Origin of the sequence: Reyranella aquatilis (assembly GCF_020880995.1) — a bacterium.
Classification (GTDB): domain Bacteria; phylum Pseudomonadota; class Alphaproteobacteria; order Reyranellales; family Reyranellaceae; genus Reyranella; species Reyranella aquatilis.
In genome coordinates this window covers 367,968-388,561 of sequence record NZ_JAJISD010000005.1, presented here as the reverse complement: position 1 = coordinate 388,561, position 20,594 = coordinate 367,968, and the positions used below count along the sequence as shown (strand labels likewise).

Genomic DNA, 20,594 nt, shown 5'->3' with positions numbered 1-20,594 from the left:
CCCAGCATGGATAGCTTTGAGACGGATCTGTTTGTCATAGGTGGCGGCTCGGGCGGCGTGCGCGCCGCGCGGATCGCCGCTGGCCATGGCGCCCGCGTCATGATCGCCGAGGAATATCGGATGGGCGGCACTTGCGTCATTCGCGGGTGCGTACCGAAGAAGCTATTCGCCTACGCCTCGCATTTCAGCCACGACATCGCGGATGCCGCGGGCTTCGGCTGGACCGTTCCGCCGGCGACGTTCGACTGGGCCACCCTGATCGCCAACAAAGACAAGGAGATCGCCCGGCTGGAAGCGGCCTACACCACCAACGTGGAGAAATCTGGCGTGCAGGTGATCAAGTCGCGCGCCGTGTTCGAGGACCCGCATACGCTGGTGCTCGACGGCGGCAGGAGGGTGCGCTCGAAGTATATCCTGATCGCCACGGGCGGCGCACCGAACCACGGCAAGGCCATTCCCGGCATCGAGCATGTCATCTCATCGAACGAAGCATTTCATCTACCCGAATTGCCGAAGCGTATCCTGATCCAGGGCGGTGGCTATATCGCGCTGGAGTTTGCGTGCATCTTCTCGGGCCTGGGTTCCCTCGTGACTGTGGTCTATCGCGGCGACAACATCCTGCGTGGCTTCGACGACGACGTCCGCGCCCATGTCCGCGATGAGATGGAGAAGAACGGCATTACCATCCTGACCGGTTGCACGGTCGACGGGATTGAGAAGCACGACGATTGGTACACGTCGCACCTGTCGAATGGCTCCAGCATCGCGTCCGACAAGGTGATGTTCGCCATCGGCCGTCACCCCGCCGTCGCAAATCTCGGGCTGGAGAAAGCCGGCGTCGCCATCAACCCGGATAACGGAGGCATCGTCGTCAACGAAGCCTCGCAGAGCTCGGTGCCACATATCTATGCGGTCGGCGACGTCACCCATCGCTTCAATCTGACGCCGGTAGCGATCCGTGAGGGCCACGCTTTCGCCGATACGGTTTTCGGCAAGCGGGCGGTCAAGGTCGATCACATCGATATTCCGACCGCCGTGTTCACGCAGCCCCAGGTCGGCACCGTGGGCCTCACCGAGGCGCAGGCGCGGGCGCAGTTCGCTATCGTTGATGTCTACAAGGCGGCGTTCCGCCCGTTGAAGGCGACGCTGTCCGGCAGCGAGTCGCGGGTGTTGATGAAACTGGTGGTTGACGCGGGGAGCGACCGCGTCGTGGGTTGCCATATCGTTGGATCGGACGCGGCCGAATTGGTTCAGGTCATCGCCATTGCCGTAAAGATGAAGGCTACCAAGGCGGACTTCGACGCCACTATGGCGCTGCACCCGACCTCCGCCGAGGAACTGGTGACTATGCGTACCCGCACTGCACGTTACGTGCGCGACGCGGCGGCTTAGAAAGCTCAATTTCGATCGATTGTGCAAATTCAGGCCGTTGGCGCGCGCGTTATGCGGCGCCGCTCAAAACGCACTTGACAATACGATTGTGATCATACCAAACTGGTCCTACCAGTATCGGTGAAAATCCAGCAACAGACTAACCTCGCCATCCGCAGCCGCTTGTAGTCGAGGAGCTGGATGCGGAAGTTCTGGCGAAGAAGATTGGGCCCACCATGGAAGTGGATTATTTGACTAGCCTGCCGCGACGCATCCACCTCATTGTGGATGAGGGGGCCAAAGCAGGAGCATCCCGGCCGGCTCTTACTGACGAGCGGGGCATCGTTTGGTCCTATCGGAGACTGATCGATACGATCGAGGCCGTTGCAGGTGACTTGGCGCGTCTAGGGATCCGTCCCGGTGATCGGGTCATGGTGGTGGGCGAGAACTCAATCGGCGCCATCGTCCTGATGTATGCGGCGAGCCGGCTTGATGCATGGGCAGTGATGACGAGCGCACGGCTCGGCCCGCACGAACTGGACGCCATTGAGGGTGATTGCAAGCCCAGACGCGTATTCTATACGCATGGAATATCGGCGGAAGCAGATGCTGCGGCGTGCCGGCGCGGCGCGGAAGCCGAAGCGTTCACGGGGATTGGAGCGATCAAGGTCGGTAAGTTGGAGGCGAGCGCCGTTCCCGAGGAGGTCTATGAGGATCCCGCCCGTCAGGTTGCAGTTCTCATCTACACGACGGGGACTACCGGTCGCCCGAAGGGAGTGATGCTCAGTCATCGCAACCTCGCTTACGTGGCGGGCCGGGGCAAAAGAACCAACACGCTCTTTCCCGAGGACGTCACGCTTTGCGTTATGCCGATCTCTCATTCGTACGGGTTGACGTTGCTGCAAGGTATGTTGTTTGTCGGCGCACACCTGCGGATCATGCCGAGGTTCTCTCTCACGCAAGCAATCGACGCCGTCGTGAATGGTTCGTTGACCGCCTTCAATGCCGTCCCTGCGATGTTGTCGCGGATCATCGCTTACGTCGATCAGAACAATATCAAGCTCACGCCCAATAACCTTCGTTATGTCTATACCGGAACGGCACCGCTCGATCTGTCTCTGCGACAGAGCGTCGAGCGAGTGTTCGGCGTGGTGCTTCATAATGGTTACGGGCTGACCGAGACGTCTCCGACCATCAGTCGGACGCTGTATGCCATGGGAAGCAACGAAATCAACATCGGACCGCCAATCCCGGGAATCGAAACCAAGATCGTCGGACCTGATGGGCGGGAAGTACCCGATGGCGAAGCGGGCGAACTGCTCGTTCGCGGGCCCAACGTGATGTTGGGGTATTATGGTCAGCCGGACATGACCGCGGAGGCGATCGATCGCGAAGGATATTTGAAAACCGGAGATATCGTCAGCCGGTCGCCGGGCGGCGAACTGGTGGTCCAAGGCCGGTCGAAGGAGCTAATTATCAGGTCCGGCTTCAACGTCTATCCGCCCGAAATCGAGGCTGTCCTCAATTCTCATCCGGCGGTTCTCAATTCCGCGGTAGTCGGGCGATCAATCGAGGGTAACGAGGAGATCATCGCTTTCGTTGAGCCGACCCCTGGAAGCACCATCGAAGTGGCCGAACTGCTCGCGCTCGTGGAGCGGCAGCTCGCACCATACAAGAAGCCGCAGCAGATCATTGTCTTGCCGCAACTTCCAGTAGCCCCGAACGGGAAGATTAGAAAGCACGACTTGAAAAAGCGCGCCGAGGAGTCGCTGTCAGCGGCTACCTCAGTTTAACGAATTATAGACCGGACGGATGGAAATGGTGACAAGTCGCGAGCAGATGTACCCCGATACAAAGTTGTTCATCGATGGATCCTGGCGCGATGGAACGAGCGGAAAGGTCGAGCCCATCCTGAATCCGGCGACGGGAAAATTGATCGGAACGGTTGCGCACGCGTCTATCCCCGATCTCGACGACGCACTTGAATCGGCCGTGCGCGGGTTCGAATTGTGGCGGAGGACGTCTTCCTTCGAGCGATACAAATTGATGCGTGGGGCTGCCGAAAAGCTCCGCGAGCGAGCCGCCTCAATCGCGCGTATCATGACGCTCGAGCAAGGCAAGCCGCTGGGCGAGGCGAAGATGGAGGTGTTGCTCGGCGCAGACATCATCGACTGGTTCGCGGAGGAGGCGCGTCGATCCTACGGTCGGACCATTCCGTCTCGTTCCGGCGCCGTACAGCAGGTCGTGATCCGCGAGCCAGTTGGGCCTGTCGCCGCCTTCACGCCGTGGAATTTTCCGATCAACCAAGCCGTCAGAAAGATATCAGCTGCAATGGCGGCCGGGTGCTCCGTGATTCTGAAGGGACCCGAAGAAACGCCGGCAAGTTGTGCAGCTCTGGTCAATGCTTATGTCGATGCCGGCTTGCCCTCCGGTGTCCTCAATCTCGTTTTCGGTGTGCCGTCCGACATATCGGAATACTTGATTGCCCACCCTGTCATTCGCAAGATTTCGTTCACGGGTTCGACGCCAGTCGGGAAGCGGCTTGCGGCTCTCGCTGGAAGTCACATGAAGCGCGTTACGATGGAGCTAGGTGGACATGCGCCTGCGCTAGTCTTCGAGGACGCAGATGTCAAACAAGCGGCAAAATTGCTGTCCGCGGCAAAGTTCAGGAATGCCGGCCAGGTTTGTGTTTCTCCGACCCGGTTCATGGTCCATGAACGGGTCTACGACGACTTCGTTGAACAATTCACCGCTGCTGCCAAAGCTCTCGTCGTCGGGGACGGCCTCGACGAAGCGACCCAAATGGGACCACTAGCTAATCTCCGTCGAGTCGAGGCGATGGACGCGCTGGTCTCGGACGCCGTTCAGCGCGGCGCGCGCATCCGGACAGGTGGAAGGCGCCTGCGCAACGATGGCTTCTTCTTTCAACCGACGGTTCTGACGGACGTACCTCTGGACTCGCGCATTATGAACGAGGAGCCATTCGGCCCTGTTGTGCCAATCGCGTCGTTCTCGACATTCGAGGATGCCATGGTCGAAGCGAATCGGCTCCCTTATGGCCTTGCTGCATATGCGTATACGAAGTCAGCGGCGACGATCGGCGCGCTCGGCTCGATCGTGGAGAGTGGAATGGTGTCGATCAACCACCAAGGCCTTGCCCTACCGGAGACTCCCTTCGGAGGAATCAAGGACTCCGGATACGGTTCGGAAGGTGGTACAGAAGCGATGGACGCGTATCTCAACACTAAGTTCCTGACCCAGATGCACGGTTAGCATGCGTTATCGGCAATGCTGATACGCCGTCGCGGAGCATGCGTCGCGCAGGTCAAACCTCGCGACGGTCCTTCGCCGCGCCAGACTCTAGGGCCCAAAGATCCAACGCCTAAAGCGAGTTAGCGAAATGTTGTTGACCATCGACCGCGTTCAGATCGCGACGCCGGATGCCAAAAGTGCCGCGGAGATGTGGCGTCGCCGATTGGGGGCGGAACAAGTCTCTGCGGATCGGGTCCGGGGATTGGGCGCCAAACGAGTGACATTGCGTGCCGGGACCGGCGAGATTGAGTTGCTGGAGCCGGAAGGCAACGGCGTTGTCGCGGACGAACTGGCAAGACGCGGGCGATCTCATCTATTCGGCGCCGGCGCGACCTCACTCGACCCGCGTGCACTGGTGCATCATGCCACGTCGGTCGGAGTTGAGCATCAGCACGAAAATGGCCAGGATTTTCTCCGGTTCGAAATCGAGGGGAAGCCGGTCCATTTCGTAATCTCTCCCCCGCGTACGGTGGAGCCGACCGGCGGGATTGATTTTCTTTATGAGGTGACTTTGCTCGCGGCCGACCAGGCAGCCGCGGTAACGCGCTTCGCCGAAGTCTTTCGTCTTGATACACGGAATTTCGTGACGATTACCTCGGAGCTCTTTGGCTATACGGGCGTCCTCACTCTCTTCGCGCCTGATCGCCTCGACCGATTTGAAGTCATCACGCCGACGGACTTCACCAAGACGCTCGGCAGGTATCACGCCCGCCAAGGCTCGTCTTTCTATATGGCGTATGCCGAAAGCCGAGAGATCGGTCGCATCGAAAGATCGGCGAAGGCGGACGACGTGGGACACACGCTGGATCCGCGCGAGGAGAAGCGGAGCGGTCGAGATCCGGAGCAACTCTGGCTTCATCCTCCGGCCCTTGGCGGAATGATGCTAGGGCTATCGCGGCCGACGCTTGGTTGGCGCTGGTCGGGTCACCCTGAGAGGGTCGTGGCGTTAGTGCAATAGAAGCTTGATGGTGGATGCGTCGGGCTTATGTCGATTGCATCAGGCCGCGACTGACCCATCGGAAAATTATCCGATGACGAGGATACGATGAGCAAAATTAGGTTCACCGAACCAAATCGAGAAATCCTCGCGCGCCGAGATTCAATCATAAACGATCTAACCCGCCTTGTTGACCCCGCTGGGCTAATAACGTCGACGGACGAGTGTCGGGCTTATGAGACAGATGCGTTGACGGCCTATCGCAAGATGCCGCTCGCCGTCGTCCTACCGAAGACGACCGAAGAGGTGAGTGCCGTTCTGAAATACTGTCACGACACCGGCGTCAAGGTCGTGCCGCGCGGCGCAGGTACGTCTCTCGCCGGCGGGGCAATTCCGAGTGAAGACGCCGTCGTTCTCGGACTTTCAAAGATGAATCGGGTGCTCGCGGTCAACTACGATGACCGCTTCATCCGCGTCGAAGCGGGAGTCACAAATTTGAGCGTAACAGCGGTGGTGGCGGAGAACGGCTTCTTCTATGCGCCAGACCCTTCCTCTCAACTTGCCTGCACGATCGGAGGCAACATTGCCAACAACTCCGGAGGCGCGCATTGCCTGAAGTATGGAGTCACGACCAATAACCTCCTCGGCGTAAGGATGGTACTGATCGATGGATCGATCATCGATCTCGGCGGTGACTATCTCGATAGCGCTGGACTCGATCTGCTGGGCCTGGTCGTCGGCTCCGAGGGGCAGCTCGGGATAGTGACCGAAGCGACCCTCCGAATTCTGAAATCGGCAGAGGGAGCGCGCCCGGTTCTGTTCGGTTTCCCGTCTTGCGAGGGAGCGGGCAAGGCGGTTGCGGACGTCATTGCCGCCGGTATCATTCCCGTAGCCATCGAATACATGGACAAGGCCGCCATCGAGATCTGCGAGGCCTTCGCCAAGGCCGGCTATCCGCTCGATGTCGAGGCCCTTCTGATTGTAGAGGTCGAAGGGTCCGACGCCGAGATGGACGCGACGCTGGCGGACATCACCGCCATCGCTCGTGCGAACGGTGCGACGACAGTGCGCGAGAGCAGGTCGGCAATTGAGACGGCGGCAATCTGGAAGGGGCGGAAGTCGGCTTTCGGTGCGACCGGGCGAGTCGCTGACTATTTGTGCATGGACGGCACGGTGCCGACCGGCAAGCTGTCGTACGTTTTGGCGGAGATCTCCAAGATCGTACAGCGACACGGATTGCGTGTCGCGAATGTTTTCCATGCCGGTGACGGCAACATGCATCCGCTCATCCTCTACAACGCGAACGATCCGTCGCAGCAGTCGAAGGCGGAAGCAGCGGGAGATGACATTCTCAGGCTCTGCGTTGAAGTTGGTGGGTGCCTGACGGGCGAGCACGGTGTCGGTATCGAGAAGCGTGATCTAATGCGCTGCCAGTTTGACGATGCCGATCTGGTTCAACAGATTCGGGTGCGCGCCGCGTTCGATCCGCGATGGCTGCTCAATACGGATAAGGTGTTTCCCCTCGATTTTCGATGTCAAGGTTAGGGTGACGGGAGTGTGATGACCGATTGCTATAAGCCGCGCGACGAGTGCGGACTGTCGTCTGCCATCAAGGATGCGGCTACAGCAAAGATGCCTCTCGTCGTGCGCGGCGCCGGCTCCAAGTCGGCGATGGGCCGGCCGCTGGGTGGATACGCCATGTCTCTAACGACCGAGCGCATGAGGGGAGTCTCGCTTTACGAGCCGACAGAGCTCGTGATCGGTGCTTTGCCTGGAACGCCGGTTTCCGAAATCGATCGGATGCTCGCCAAGCACAACCAGATGCTTCCGTTCGAGCCGATGGATCATCGTGTGCTGTTCGGGACGAGCGCGGAGCCGACAATCGGAGGTATTGTCGCCGGGAATGTTTCGGGTCCGCGTCGTATCGCGGTCGGAGCTTGTCGCGACAGCCTGATCGGCGTTCGCTTGGTCACGGGCCGCGGAGACGTCGTCAAATCCGGCGGGCGCGTAATGAAAAACGTCACCGGACTCGATTTAGTCAAGCTGAACTGCGGTGCGTGGGGTACGCTCGGCGTTTTGAGCGAGGTCATCTTCAAGGTGTTGCCTAAGCCGGCGCGTTCCCTATCGGTGGGATTGGGCGGCATGAACGACACGACAGCGATTGCAGCGCTCACCGCAGCGCTCGGGTCGTCTTTCGCGGTCTCGGCGGCAGCGCATATTCCGGCGAGTATTGGGTCGGACTCGACTACGATCGTTCGACTCGAGGGTTCTGACGGCTCGGTAGCATATGGTGCCCGTGAGCTTGCCAAGCTGTGGCGCTCCTTTGGTAGGGCCGAGCTGATCGAAGGTGATGAAAGCGCGAACCTGTGGTTGCGCGTGCGCGACGCGCACTGGCTGGCTCAGCCAATGGATCGTTCCATTTGGCGGTTGTCCTTGGCCCCCTCCAAAGCGCCGCATGTTCTTGCCGACATCCGGCAAAAACTCGGCGTGCGGTATTTCTTCGACTGGGGCGGCGGTCTCGTGTGGCTCGCGGTCGTGGACGCTGACGATGCAGGAGCATCGGTTGTCCGGGAAGCTATGGCCAATACCGGTGGGCACGCCACACTCGTACGGGCTTCATCGGAGATGCGCCACAGGATCGATGTGTTCGAACCGCTTCCTCCTGCGGTGCTCAAGTTGACGCAGGAAATCAAGAAATGTTTCGATCCTGACCGCGTTCTGAATTTCGGCAGGATGTACGCCGGTATCTGAGGCGAGGGCGGACTGGTATGCAAACAAACTTCTCGCTGACGGCCCTGGCCGATGCACATGTAAGCGAGTCAGAAAAAATCCTCCGTGCCTGTGTGCATTGTGGCTTTTGTACTGCGACATGCCCGACATATCTGCTTCTTGCTGACGAAGCGGACAGTCCGCGCGGGCGCATCTATCTGATCAAGGACATGTTGGAGGAGGAAAAGCCGGCGACCCCTCAGGTCGTCGAGCATATCGATCGATGTCTGACGTGTCTTTCCTGCATGACGACCTGTCCGTCCGGCGTGCACTACATGCACCTGGTCGATCACGCGCGAGCCCATATCGCCCGAACCTACACGCGTCCTCTGCCTGATAGGTTGCTTCGAGGCATGTTGGCGAAGGTGCTGCCGTTTCCGGGCCGACTTAGGTTGGCTTTACGCGTGGCTACCGTGAGCAGGCCGATCAGAAAGTGGCTCGCCAATCTTCCCGGCGGCGCGCAACTCGCTGCGATGATTGAACTTTCGTCGTCATTCAAGCGAAGAAGGCCGACCCGAAGGTTACCGGGCGCGACCGTCGACAGGCCGCGCGGTCGGGTTGCGCTTCTGAGCGGATGTGCCCAGCAGGTCCTCGGCCAGAACATCAACGAGGCTGCAATCCGGTTGTTGACGCGTCACGGTATCGAAGTAGTTCAACCGATCGACGAAGGGTGCTGCGGAGCTCTCGTGCAGCACTTGGGATACGAAAGTCGGGCGCTGGATGCGGCTCGACACAACGTGGATGTATGGACGCGTGAAATCGAGAACGGCGGCCTCGATGCCATCGTGGTTACGACGTCCGGTTGCGGAACGGTCATTAAAGATTATGGCTTCCTACTTCGCAACGATAACGCCTACGCTCAGAAAGCCGCACGGATCTCGGCTCTAGCGCGGGACATCACAGAATTCTTGCATGAATTACCGCTTCAAGACGGTGTTCGGACTACCGGCCAGGTCGTGGCTTACCATTCGGCATGCTCGATGCAGCATGGACAGCAGGTTAGAGATCAGCCGAAGTCACTTTTGAGGCGAATGGGGTTTGTAGTGAGAGAAGTACCGGAAGGCCACATATGTTGCGGCTCCGCCGGAACATACAACGTACTGCAGCCTGAGATCGCCAATCGACTGCGCGCACGAAAGGTCACCAACATTGAGAAGGTCAAACCGCAAATCATTGCGAGTGGAAATCTCGGCTGCATAACGCAGATTGGTGCTGGAACAGGCATTCCAGTCGTTCACACGGTGGAGTTGGTCGATTGGGCGATGGGCGGCCCGTTGCCTGACGTCCTAGGGAGGCGCTTGGGCTAGGTTCGGACAAGCGACCGCTCTGACATCCTAGTTTGGATTGCCATTTCCGTCCATCGCGGCTTCGATTGTCTTGTTGGCTGCTGCCTCATCATACAAATGGCAGGCGATCTGCCGATTGCCGTGCAACCGCAGCGGCGGAATTTCGCGGCTGCAGACCGGCATGGCGGACGGACAGCGAGGGTGAAATGGACAGCCGGGCGGGGGGGTGGCGACGCTCGGCACCTCGCCCTGAAGGAGCACGTGATCGCGGGCGCGCTCAATTTGCGGGTCCGGCACCGCTACCGCATCGAGAAGAATGCGCGTGTAGGGATGGAGCGGTTCGCCGTAGAGGTCGTCGCGCGTCGCGATCTCGACGATGCGTCCGAGATACATCACTGCGACCCGATCGCTCATGTGTCGGACGACGCCGAGGTCGTGCGAGATGAACAGATAGGACAAGCCGAACTGCTCCTTGAGGTCGGAAAACAAGTTCAGAACCTGGGCCTGCACTGAGACGTCGAGAGCTGAGACCGGCTCATCACAGATGAGCAGTTTCGGACGCAGTGACAGGGCGCGCGCGATGGCGACCCTCTGACGCTGGCCACCGCTGAGTTGGTGCGGATAGCGGTCGAGGAAGCGAGTACCCATTCCGACCGTATCTAGGAGTTCGGCAGCCTTCGCGCGGCGCTCGTTGCCCGATCTGCCGACGCCCTGAATCGCCATCGGTTCGGCGATCAGGTCGGCGATTGTCATGCGGGGATTTAGCGACCCAAACGGATCCTGGTAGATGATCTGCATCTCACGCCTCAGCGGTCGCATCTGGCGATGACTGAAGCCCGTGATATCGCGTCCGTCGAACACGACCCGGCCGCCGCTCGGCGGCGTCAGTTGTAGTATGGCCATGGCCGTGGTGGATTTGCCGCAACCGCTTTCGCCGACGAGCGAGAGAGTTTCGCCGCGCTGGAGTGTGAGGGATATGCCCTTGACAGCTCGAACGGTGGGGGCGCCCGTTACGCCGAAAGAGGTGGTGCTTGCATAGTCGACGCACAGGTCCGAGACATCGAGAATATTCGTTGCTACGTCGTTCATAGCGGATTCCAGCACGCGAACAGATGGCCGTTCCGCGTGCGGTCGTCGCCGCTAAGCGGAGGGCGTTCGTCGCACCGTTCGGTCCGACGTGGGCAGCGCGGTGCGAAGGCGCAGCCCCCGGTTCCGTCGGAGGGGGCGGGTGGCTGCCCAGCGATCGACTCGAGCCGATGAGCGATCGGACCGACGATCTTGGGCACGGAGGCGAGGAGGGCGTGCGTATAAGGATGGCGCCCATCGCGATAGAGGTCGTCGGCCGCCGCTGTCTCGACGATGCGGCCGGCATACATCACGTTGACCCAGTCGGCGTAGCGCGCCACGACGCCGAGATCGTGCGTGATGAGAAGCAGCGCCCCGCCCAATCCGCGGGTAAGGTCAGTGAGAAGCGCCAAAATCTGCGCCTGTACGGTGACGTCGAGTGCTGTCGTCGGCTCGTCCGCGATGATGAGTCTTGGCTCGCAGGAGATCGCGATAGCCACCATGACGCGCTGGCGCATACCCCCACTGAGCTGGTGAGGATAGGCCTCGGCCTTGGTCTCTGCATCAGGGATGCGGACCTTCTTGAGCAGGTTGATCGCCTGCGCTTTGGCAGCGCTCCAGGACAGCCGGCGATGACGCACCAGCGGCTCGGCGATCTGGCGCCAGATGCGCAGGCTTGGGTTCAGCGCTGTCATCGGCTCCTGGAAAACGATGCCGACCTCGTTGCCTCGGATGTCCCTGATCTGTTTCGGTGACTGCGTCTGCATATCACGGCCGGAGAGGCGTATTTCGCCGGCCGTGATCTTGATCGGTGGCATTGGCAGTAGATGGGTGAGCGACATCGCCGTGATGCTCTTGCCCGCGCCGCTTTCGCCTACGAGCGCCACGACCTGGCCGGAATAGGCTCGGAACGAAACGTCTGCAACAGCGACCAACTCCGTCTTGCCTGACCAGATGCCCATGCAGAGCCCGCGCACATCCAGTATCGGGGGCCCCGACTTTTCCAAACTTCCGGGCATCGATCAGAAGCCCATCGACTTCTTTAGATCCTGATCGATCCAAGCGCGCGCCCAGATCGGCGCATCACGCCGAGCGGAGACCGAAATCTCGCCATAATAGTTTTTGACCCACGGCCACCATACCGTGAACGAGCGCGGCCTGGGCAGAAACAGGAATGGCGCTCGCGCGGTCATCTCATTGGTGAGCGCGGCGACGGCCTTCTTGACCTTGTCCGGGTCCCTCTCCTGCTGGATGGCGTCGAGCGCCGCATCGACCTTCGGGTCGTTGACGCGGGCAGTATTCCAGACGGAAGAGGACCGGTACAGTTTCTCGATTGAGGCCGTCGGATTGCTCATGCCTGCGAAATGCCAATAGCCGGGGCCGTGCTTGCCGGTGGTCATCAGACTGAGAAACGCTCCATACTCCTTTGGCTCGATGGTCATCTTTACGCCGATTGCCGACAGATATCCGGCTACAATCTGCGCTTTCTTTAGCTGCTCAGGGAAGCTCGGAACCTGTGCCTTGAACTCGAAACCATTCGCAAGACCCGCTTCGGCGAGGAGCTTCTTGGCCTTGGCCGGATCGTACTGGAGAACCTCCCGGGCATCGTTCGGCATCTTTTCGGGCGGCGTGAAATAGCCTTCCCAAGTTTCGTCCATCGGCAGGTGCGGAAAGTCGGCGTGGCCGCCATAGATCTGCTTCGAGATGGCGGCCCGGTCGACCGCGAGATTCAAGGCGAGACGTACCTTCGGGTTGTCGAAGGGTGGTGCATCGACCCGCATTGCCAGCGCCTCACCCGCATAGTCGGGGTGTTCGACGACTTTGATTTTATCTCGGATCGGTGCCAGCGATTTGAGCTCGTCCCAGCTAATATTCGTCATGACATCGATCTTGCCAGTGCGGAAGGCGGCTAGGCGTGTCTGTGAATCCGCGATCGTCCGCATCACAAGCTTATCGACGAAGGGAATCTTGTACGGTTTGCCGTCGATTTTCTCGCGGTCCCAGTACTCCTTGTTAGCCTGATAATCCCCGAAGGCCCCGGCCTCATACCGCGTCAGCCGGAAGGGACCTGTGCCGCAGGCATTCTGCCAGTTGCCAGCGCCGCCGTTGGGAGCCTCCGTAATCTCTTTGGGATAGATGCCGGCGTAGTAGCCGTAGCCGAGACGGTATTTCCACTCCGAGTTGTACTCCTTTAGGAAGAAGGTCACTTGGTGCGGTCCCGTCTCCTCGGCCCTGTCGATGAAGGAGAAATAGACTTTGTTCGCCTTCGGACTAGCGATGAGACGGTTATACGCGAACACGACATCCTTGGCGGTAAAGTCGCGCGCTTCCATGATGCCTTTGCAGGCCTGCCATTTCACGTTCTTGCGCAGGTTGACAACGATTGAGAGCGGTTTGTCGACGACCTCCCAGCTCTCTGCGAGTTCGCCGCGCAGCACGTCGTCGGAGAGCCAGGCCTCGCTGAAAAAGTTGTTCTTTCCGCCGCCACGTACGCCCTTGCTTAGGTCGCCCACCATCAGCTGCTCCATATAGGGCCCCGCATCGATAGAGACCTTCCAGTTCCAGTCGGCGGGATCCCACGACAACGCCGCAATCCCCGGGGAGTAAGGAACGATGGTCAGCGTGCCACCGTATTTGGGTTCCTGGGCGCTCACGGCTTGGGTCGCAATCACAGTCCCGAGCGCGATAACCGCCATAGTTCCGAGATGTCGGCCTACCATTCCTTGCTCCTCCTTAGTGTTATGGTTTTTCGCTCAATTGCGCACTATTCCGCGTGGATCGAGAAGATCGCGGAGAGAGTCTCCGAAGATGTTCACGCAAAAAACGATCAGAGTTATCGCGAGGCCAGGGGCCGCGACCATCCAGACGTTCTCGAACATGTAAGGGCGGGCATCGCTCAGCATACGGCCCCACGCGGGTGCGGGCGGTGGCACACCAAGACCAAGGAAGCTGAGACTCGATTCGGCCAGGATCACGCCGCCGAGGCGCGTGGTGTAAAGCACGATGAGGGGCGCGGCGATCGTTGGCAGGATGTGCCGGAGAATGATGTGCCCGTTACCGGCGCCGAAGGAATGGCCCGCCTGCACGTACAGCTGCTCGCGCGCCGACAGTACCGCGCCCCGTACGATGCGCGAACCGGCGACGCCGTAGAGGATGCCGAGGAGGGCGATGATTTGCACGATGCCGGGGCCGAGAACCGCGACGCCCGCGATCAGCACGATCAGGTCGGGAAAGCTCTGCCAAGTATCGACGAACCGCTGAACCAGGGCGTCGAGACGTCCGCCGAAATACCCGGACAGAACTCCGAGCGTGACCGATATGGCGAGCGATAGCAGCGCGGCGGTGATACAGACGATAACGGAAGTACGGGCTCCGTAGATGACCCGACTGAGGATGTCGCGACCGAGTTCGTCTGTCCCTAGTGGGTGGGACCAGGACGGCCCTTGCATCAGCGATGTAAGGTCGATCGCGTCGAAGTCGTACGGTGCGATCCAAGGTGCCAAGAGTGCGCAGACCACGATCGCGGCGAGAAGGCCGGCGCAAACCGTTCCGAGGATATCCTGCTTAAAAAGGCGACTGAAGAAAGTCCTGACGGGTGCTGCCCAAGCGCCTCGCCCGGGACCTGTTTCGATCTTCAGAGGTGACTCGATAGTCATGCGTTCAGCCCTGACGAATCTTGGGATCTAGGAGGGCGTAGCTGATGTCGACGAGCAGGTTGATCGTCATTACGCCGACGCCCACGAGAAGAAAGATGCCGGTAATGACCGGATAGTCCCGCTGCGACACCGCCATCAGGAGTAGTTGGCCCATACCGGAGATCACGAAGATCTGCTCAATCACGACCGCGCCACCGATCAGCAGGGGCAACTGCAACCCGACGATGGTTATGACCGGCAGAAGCGCGTTTTTGAGGACATGGCGCAGGACGACCGTCCGCTCGTCGAGACCCTTGCTCCAAGCTGTACGGACATAATCCTGGCGCATGACTTCGAGGACCATGGTGCGGGTCATCCGCATCGTCACTCCCGACAAGGCGATGCCGAGGACGATGGCGGGCGGCACCATCTGGCGGAGGCTAAGGAGGGGATCGTCGGTCAGCCGAACATATTGCACGGTCGGAGCGATCCCCCAGAGCATCGCCGGCACGACCACCACTAATGTCCCGAGCCAAAAAGGCGGGACGGACAGGGCCGTGATGGCAAAGACACGGCCGAGATAATCGACCGGCTTGTTTTGCCGGATCGCCGAGATGATCCCGACGGGCAGCGCGATCAAGAGCGCGAATATCATGGCCAGCACGCCTAGATACAGAGTAATCGGCATGCGCTCGGCGACGAGGCGGGTGACGCTATCTCCCGTCCAAAGCGAGCGACCGAAATCTCCGTGGAACACAATCGAGCTGATCCAGTGCCAATATTGTACAAGGACCGGCTGATCGAGCCCGAGTGCCTTGATAAGATCTTCGCGGGTCTGGACGCTGGCCGAGATGTCGTTCTGCGACATCATCATGTCGATCGTGTTTCCCGGTATCAGGCGAATGGCCGAGAACACAATAACGCTCGCTAACAGGAACGTCGGCACAAGGGCGACAAGGCGACGAATTAGATATCTCAGCATGACGCGGTCCATTGGAGGGCGCGCTCACCATGCAGATTGGCTTGGTCCGACAGCACCACGCTCTTGTCCCTCTCTATGTGAAAAAGGCCGCTGAACGCCCGCTCATCAAAAAATGAGGTGAGTTCTCTATTTGCAGATCAGTTGCAATCTGGCACATCCAATCTGGTCATACCATTCAAGCGTGCTCTTGGCGGCGGTGTCAAGGCGAATGTTGTCGCGGTGGCGTAGCTCCGGGGTGCTTATCTACTCCGAGAACCATTGACCGACCGAATTGGATATGCCAATTTGGTCGAACCAGATCGCGATGTCTACCAAAACGCATGCGCACCTGGATGGTTGATTTACGTCGAAAATCTCGAAGGAGAAGCGCTGTGGCGAAGGAAAAGAGTGGCTACTACGGCCAGCGAAGGAAGTTCTGGTCGTGGGGATATGAAGGTGAAGATAATTCCAAGGACGAAATTCGAACCATGCGAGACCGCGTGGAGCAGCGGCTTGGAATTAAAGACATCGAAATTCTGTCAGATCCGACTCTGGACGAGATTGAACTTTATGCGTCGCGCATAAAGATCCCGCGAACGCTGGAGGATTTCTGTACCTCGGAAAAATGGGACAGAATTGTTCATACGTACGGTAAGGGTTTCAAGGACATGACCCTTATCTACCGGCGCGATTTCAAGAAGGCTCCGGACGTCGTGGCCTATCCGCGCGACGAAGAAGACATCGCTGCTATCTTCGACTGGTGCGGGGAAAATGGTTATGCATGCATCCCGTATGGCGGCGGATCGAGCGTCACCGGCGGCTTCTGGGGTCCCGAGCGCGACGCCTTTCCCGGGGTCGTCGTAATCGACTTGGGCAACCTCAACAAGATTCTCGAAGTCGACCCCGTTTCGCGCTGCGCGCGGATCCAGGCGGGCATTCTCGGTCCGGCTCTGGAAGAACAACTGAAGCCGCATGGCCTCACCCTGCGCCATATTCCGCAATCGTGGGAATTCTCATCGCTGGGCGGTTGGATCGCAACCCGCTCGTCCGGTCACTATGCGACCCATCTCACGCATATTGACGACATGGTGGAAAGCCTGCGCGTGGTCACCCCGGCGGGAACGATCCAGAACCGCCGCCTGCCAGGCTCGGGTGCGGGACCCAATCCGGATCGGCTGTTCATCGGGTCTGAGGGCTCGCTGGGCATCATCACCGATGCATGGATGCGTCTACAGGGGCGTGTGAAATTCCGTGCGAATGCGTCGATCTCCTTCAAGACGTTCTATCAGGGTGCCAAGGCCGTCCGTCAGATCACCCAAGCAGGACTGTTCCCGGCGAACTGTCGCTATCTGGACGAGCAGGACGCCAAATTCTACGGCGCTGGAGACGGCACCGATTCGGTCCTGTTGCTGGGCTTCGAATCCGCCGACCATCCGGTGGACGCGTGGCTGGAGCGTAGTCTCGAAATCTGCAAGGACTTCGGTGGCGTCGTGAAGCAACAGGCGGGAACTGCGGACAACGCGCTGGAGACCAGCCGTAGCGGGCCGCAGGGTAACTGGCGGCACCAGTTCAGATATCTGCCCCGGTTGATGCATACGCGCGCAGCGATGGGAATCGTCAGCTTCACGTTCGAAACTGCCTACACTTGGGATCGGTTCGAAGAAGTCGATACCGAGATCATGCGTCGCATCCGGAAGGCCCAGAAGGAAAATCTTGGCGGCGGCATCGTCTGCCGCAGGTTCTCCTTCCTGTATCCGGACGGCCCGGCTCCTTACTATTCGATCATGGCTCCTTCGACGCACGCCAACAGCCTTGAAGCCTATAAGATGCTCCACGACGTTGCGTCGGACGCGCTAATCGAACTCGGCGCAACCATCACGCACCACCATGCTGTCGGAAAATCGTTCCGTCCTTGGTACGACAAGGAAGTCGATCCGTTGTTCCGCCGTGTGCTGGCAGCCGCCAAGACCGAACTGGACCCGAAGTGGATGTTGAACCCTGGGCTGATCGTTGACAAGCCAGCAGGGCTCAAGATCGTCGGATAGGAGTCCTCTGCGATGATTGATCTATACTTCTGGCCAACCCCGAACGGGTATAAAGCAGCCATAATGCTGGCAGAGTTGGACTTGGAGTATCGTGTAGTTCCGGTTGATATAACGGCAGGTGAGCAGTTTCATCCGGAATTTCTGAAGATCAATCCAAATAACAAAGTGCCGGCCATCGTGGATCACGATGGCCCGCACAACAAGCCATATGCAGTTTTTGAATCCGCGGTCGTTCTTATCTATCTCGCGGAAAAGTCCGGTAGATTTCTCTCTCAGGATCCTGAAAAGCGCTACGATACGCTAAAGTGGCTTGTATTTCAGAATACGACGATGGGTCCAATGCTGGGCCAAGCGCACCACTTCATGGTGTATGCGACTGAGAAGATCGATTACGCGATCGAACGTTATGATCGGGAAGTTGGTCGAATATACAACATTCTGGAGAAGCGCCTTGGCGAATCTGAATATCTCGCCGGCGAGTATTCCATCGCTGACATCAGCACATTCCCTTGGGTTCGCACGCGAAAACTGCATCGACGTGACTTGTCGGAGTACCCGAATATTGATCGATGGTACCAGGCGATCAAGGACCGTCCGGGGGTTAGGGCGGGCATAAATACGTTGTCCGACAGCAAACAATGGGAAGCGAAGCCGGGCACCGAGGCCTGGAAGAATATGTTCGGAAAGAACTGAAGTTCGCAACAATCCAAAAGCGAGCGTCGACTCGAATGACTAACTGGGTAAAAGCCGCTTTTACGAAAGATGTGTCGGATGACAGCATTCAGCAGCTCAATATCAACGGATGCAAAGTTGCGCTCTACCGCTGCGGCGAAGAGTATTTTGCCACGTCTGACGTTTGTACTCATGCCTATGCACTTCTGTCCGACGGTTGGCTCGATGGTTACGAGATCGAGTGCCCGCTTCATGGCGCCCGCTTCGATGTTCGAACGGGCGCGGCGTTGACCTCACCAGCAGAAACGGCCCTGGCAACCTATCCTGTTCGTGTCGTCGGTGATGCTGTGGAAATCGATGTCACCTCGGCACCGTCTAATCCCGACGCGTCAACCTAACTTAACGGCAAGGGGGGCGACGATGTCGCCATTTAGTGTGACGCCCCCATCTCGTCCGAAATAGCCGCTCCGCTTTGCTACAAGAAAAATAGAGGAGGTCGAATTGACCAGCTTCAGGTCGGAAGTACCCAGCCCTGTGAGGCCGAGCGATGGTGGTGTCAGAGGTGGGCCAATCACACCCGAAATGGTTTCGAAGCTGCTGGACGATCGACCCGATGACGGAATATTTCGGGTAGATCGGACGGTGTTCACCGATCGGGATATTTTTGAGCGCGAACTTACTCACGTTTTCGAGGGGACTTGGGTTTTCGTCGGGCTGGAAAGTCAGTTACGCAAGCCGAATGACTTCGTGACGACGTACATCGGGCGCCACCCCGTCCTGATTACAAAGGACGGGACTGGAGAAATTCGATGCTTCTTTAACACCTGTCGCCACCGCGGGGCGATCGTTTGCCCCTTTAAGAAGGGCAATCAGAAATTCCATGTTTGTCGCTATCATGGGTGGTCGTACGATAGTGCCGGCAAGAATGTTTCGATGACCGATGAGAAGGATGGCCAGTATCCGCCGTCCTTTCTTGCGGATGATCATGGCCTCAAGCCTGTTCCCAAGATTGCAAGCTATCGAGGGCTTCTGTTTGCAAGCGTGTCGCCCGACGTGCCGACGCTAGAGGAGCATCTTGGTGACGCGCGCGCGTTTATCGATCTCGTTGTCGATCAGGGCATCGAAGGGCTGGAGTTCGTTGACGGAAACGTAAGCTACACGTTCGACGCCAATTGGAAGCTTCAGTTCGAGAACGGGCTTGATTATTACCACTTCGCTTCAACGCACAGTTCGTATATCGACGTTCTCAAGAAGCGTGAAGTGCGGAGAGGACCGCTAGAAGTAAAGCCGTGGAATCCGACAGAGACCGACCCCGACGCGCAAGGAAGCTTCAGCCTGGCGAGGGGGCACGCGATGATGTGGTCCATTCATGCGTCAAGGGTTTATAAGCTCCGCCCTCTCAATCAGGATGGCAAACTTCTGTCGACGGTTCAGGGGCAGACTCGGGAAGACAAGCTCAAGTGGATGTTTCGTCAGCGCAATCTCACGATTTATCCTAACCTGCAGATCGTTGATATCGGCACGCTGCAGTTGCGGACGTGGCGGCCATTGGCTCCGGACAAGACGGAGATTACGTCTCACTGTCTTGCCCCAGTTGGTGAAAGTGACGAGGCGCGCCGCGTTCGCATCCGTCTGTATGAGGATTTCTTCAATCCGAGCGGTCTTGCGACGTCCGACGACAACGTCATGTACGAGCTTTGCCAGACCGGCTACGGAGCTCGTTTCGCTGGTCCTACGCAGGGGTATGCGCGAGGCTTGAGGCCGAAGTCCGGCGAGGCACTCAACTACTCTTCCGAATTGCAGGTTTCACCTGATCGGTGGACCTATGGAGCGCCCCTGTTCGGCGATGAGACATGCTTTCATTCCGGTTACCGGGAATGGCTGCGCCTTATGACTCGTGATCCCTCGGAAGGCTAGGTTAGCGACATGTCAGAGGATGATTACCTGAAGATTGCTACTCGCGTTCTCTTCACGGAGGCAAGACTTCTGGATCAGAAGAAATTCCGCGATTGGGTCAAGCTCTACGCTGACGATGCGATTTTCTGGGTGCCGGCCTGGAAGGACGAGTACGAGACGACGTCCAATCCGAACCGCGAGCTTTCAATGATATATCATGAGAACTCATATGGGCTGAGTGACCGAATTGACAGGATACAGTCGCGAAAGTCCATCACGGCGATGCCGCTTCCGCGCACGGTTCATTCCTATACGAACATCATGGTCGATGCGGCCTCGACGGATTCGATCGAGGGAAATGCCTGCTTCACGGTTCATACGTACGATCCGCGCGCTTGTAAAAGCCATACCAACTTCGGACGCCTTGAATTTCGGCTGCGCCGTCTTGGAGAGGCTTGGCTGATCGGATTCAAAAAGATTTCCCTTACGAACGATCAAATGGCCACTGCGCTCGATTTCTACAGCGTCTAGCAAGTGCGTCGCAGATGAATATCAGCAGAATCTGCCAACTAGCCTTCGGCTGAAGGTATTGAATGTGAGAGTGCTCGGCGCCTGTCAACGGCGGATAAGGAGGACGGGCGCGCC

The 20,594-nt window shown here is 58.7% G+C and carries 17 protein-coding genes; 12 read left to right on the top strand and 5 right to left on the bottom strand.

All coding sequences use genetic code 11. The features are described 5' to 3' along the window. The first annotated feature begins 6 nt into the window (after nt 1-6). From gor to glcF, 7 genes are all read left to right on the top strand, one after another. A complete protein-coding gene (gene gor, locus LJ725_RS14300) occupies nt 7-1,392 on the top strand; it encodes a glutathione-disulfide reductase (RefSeq protein ID WP_006018750.1) in 1,386 nt (461 codons plus the stop codon). Between the two features lie 215 nt (nt 1,393-1,607). Continuing rightward, a complete protein-coding gene (locus tag LJ725_RS14295) occupies nt 1,608-3,164 on the top strand; it encodes a class I adenylate-forming enzyme family protein (RefSeq protein ID WP_006018751.1) in 1,557 nt (518 codons plus the stop codon). Nucleotides 3,165-3,189: 25 nt separating this feature from the next. Next, entirely contained in the window at nt 3,190-4,644 is a 1,455-nt protein-coding gene (locus tag LJ725_RS14290; protein ID WP_006018752.1) for an NAD-dependent succinate-semialdehyde dehydrogenase, read from the top strand. Between the two features lie 127 nt (nt 4,645-4,771). Then, on the top strand, nt 4,772-5,641 hold the full coding sequence (locus LJ725_RS14285) for a VOC family protein (RefSeq protein WP_006018753.1): 870 nt from the start codon (nt 4,772-4,774) through the stop codon (nt 5,639-5,641). Between the two features lie 87 nt (nt 5,642-5,728). Continuing rightward, on the top strand, nt 5,729-7,165 hold the full coding sequence (locus tag LJ725_RS14280; RefSeq protein WP_230551323.1) for an FAD-linked oxidase C-terminal domain-containing protein: 1,437 nt from the start codon (nt 5,729-5,731) through the stop codon (nt 7,163-7,165). A 15-nt stretch (nt 7,166-7,180) separates the two neighbouring features. After that, a complete protein-coding gene (glcE, locus tag LJ725_RS14275) occupies nt 7,181-8,371 on the top strand; it encodes a glycolate oxidase subunit GlcE (RefSeq protein WP_056299309.1) in 1,191 nt (396 codons plus the stop codon). A 17-nt stretch (nt 8,372-8,388) separates the two neighbouring features. Continuing rightward, complete coding sequence (gene glcF, locus LJ725_RS14270; protein WP_230551322.1) at nt 8,389-9,696, top strand: glycolate oxidase subunit GlcF; 1,308 nt, start codon at nt 8,389-8,391, stop codon at nt 9,694-9,696. 27 nt (nt 9,697-9,723) lie between these two features. On the opposite strand, the gene LJ725_RS14265 is transcribed toward glcF, so the two are convergent. The 5 genes from LJ725_RS14265 to LJ725_RS14245 are packed head-to-tail and all read right to left on the bottom strand — an operon-like array spanning nt 9,724 to nt 15,369. Beyond that, the gene (locus LJ725_RS14265; protein WP_056299305.1) at nt 9,724-10,764 is read right to left on the bottom strand and encodes an ABC transporter ATP-binding protein; all 1,041 of its coding nucleotides are present in this window, start codon (nt 10,762-10,764) and stop codon (nt 9,724-9,726) included. Further along, complete coding sequence (locus LJ725_RS14260) at nt 10,761-11,702, bottom strand: ABC transporter ATP-binding protein (protein ID WP_230551321.1); 942 nt, start codon at nt 11,700-11,702, stop codon at nt 10,761-10,763. The genes LJ725_RS14265 and LJ725_RS14260 overlap by 4 nt, the downstream gene beginning before the upstream one ends. A 60-nt stretch (nt 11,703-11,762) precedes the next feature. Then, nucleotides 11,763-13,436: an ABC transporter substrate-binding protein gene (locus tag LJ725_RS14255; RefSeq protein WP_230551320.1), complete on the bottom strand. Its 1,674-nt coding sequence runs from the start codon at nt 13,434-13,436 to the stop codon at nt 11,763-11,765. Nucleotides 13,437-13,493: 57 nt separating this feature from the next. After that, the gene (locus LJ725_RS14250; RefSeq protein WP_230551319.1) at nt 13,494-14,396 is read right to left on the bottom strand and encodes an ABC transporter permease; all 903 of its coding nucleotides are present in this window, start codon (nt 14,394-14,396) and stop codon (nt 13,494-13,496) included. A 4-nt stretch (nt 14,397-14,400) separates the two neighbouring features. Then, the gene (locus LJ725_RS14245) at nt 14,401-15,369 is read right to left on the bottom strand and encodes an ABC transporter permease (RefSeq protein WP_230551318.1); all 969 of its coding nucleotides are present in this window, start codon (nt 15,367-15,369) and stop codon (nt 14,401-14,403) included. A gap of 359 nt (nt 15,370-15,728) precedes the next feature. On the opposite strand from LJ725_RS14245, the gene LJ725_RS14240 reads away from it, so the two are divergent. The 5 genes from LJ725_RS14240 (at nt 15,729) to LJ725_RS14220 (ending at nt 20,480) form a co-directional block, all read left to right on the top strand. Further along, nucleotides 15,729-17,381 carry an FAD-binding oxidoreductase gene (locus tag LJ725_RS14240; protein ID WP_013500414.1) on the top strand — a complete coding sequence of 551 codons (1,653 nt, stop codon included), beginning with the start codon at nt 15,729-15,731 and terminating at the stop codon, nt 17,379-17,381. 12 nt (nt 17,382-17,393) lie between these two features. Then, complete coding sequence (locus tag LJ725_RS14235) at nt 17,394-18,074, top strand: glutathione S-transferase N-terminal domain-containing protein (protein WP_230551317.1); 681 nt, start codon at nt 17,394-17,396, stop codon at nt 18,072-18,074. A gap of 35 nt (nt 18,075-18,109) precedes the next feature. Continuing rightward, complete coding sequence (locus LJ725_RS14230) at nt 18,110-18,451, top strand: non-heme iron oxygenase ferredoxin subunit (protein ID WP_211377812.1); 342 nt, start codon at nt 18,110-18,112, stop codon at nt 18,449-18,451. Between the two features lie 184 nt (nt 18,452-18,635). Beyond that, nucleotides 18,636-19,970 (top strand): aromatic ring-hydroxylating oxygenase subunit alpha, encoded by a 1,335-nt coding sequence (locus LJ725_RS14225; RefSeq protein WP_230551316.1) that lies wholly within the window; start codon nt 18,636-18,638, stop codon nt 19,968-19,970. 9 nt (nt 19,971-19,979) lie between these two features. After that, a complete protein-coding gene (locus tag LJ725_RS14220; RefSeq protein ID WP_006018766.1) occupies nt 19,980-20,480 on the top strand; it encodes an aromatic-ring-hydroxylating dioxygenase subunit beta in 501 nt (166 codons plus the stop codon). The last annotated feature ends 114 nt before the right edge of the window (nt 20,481-20,594 follow it).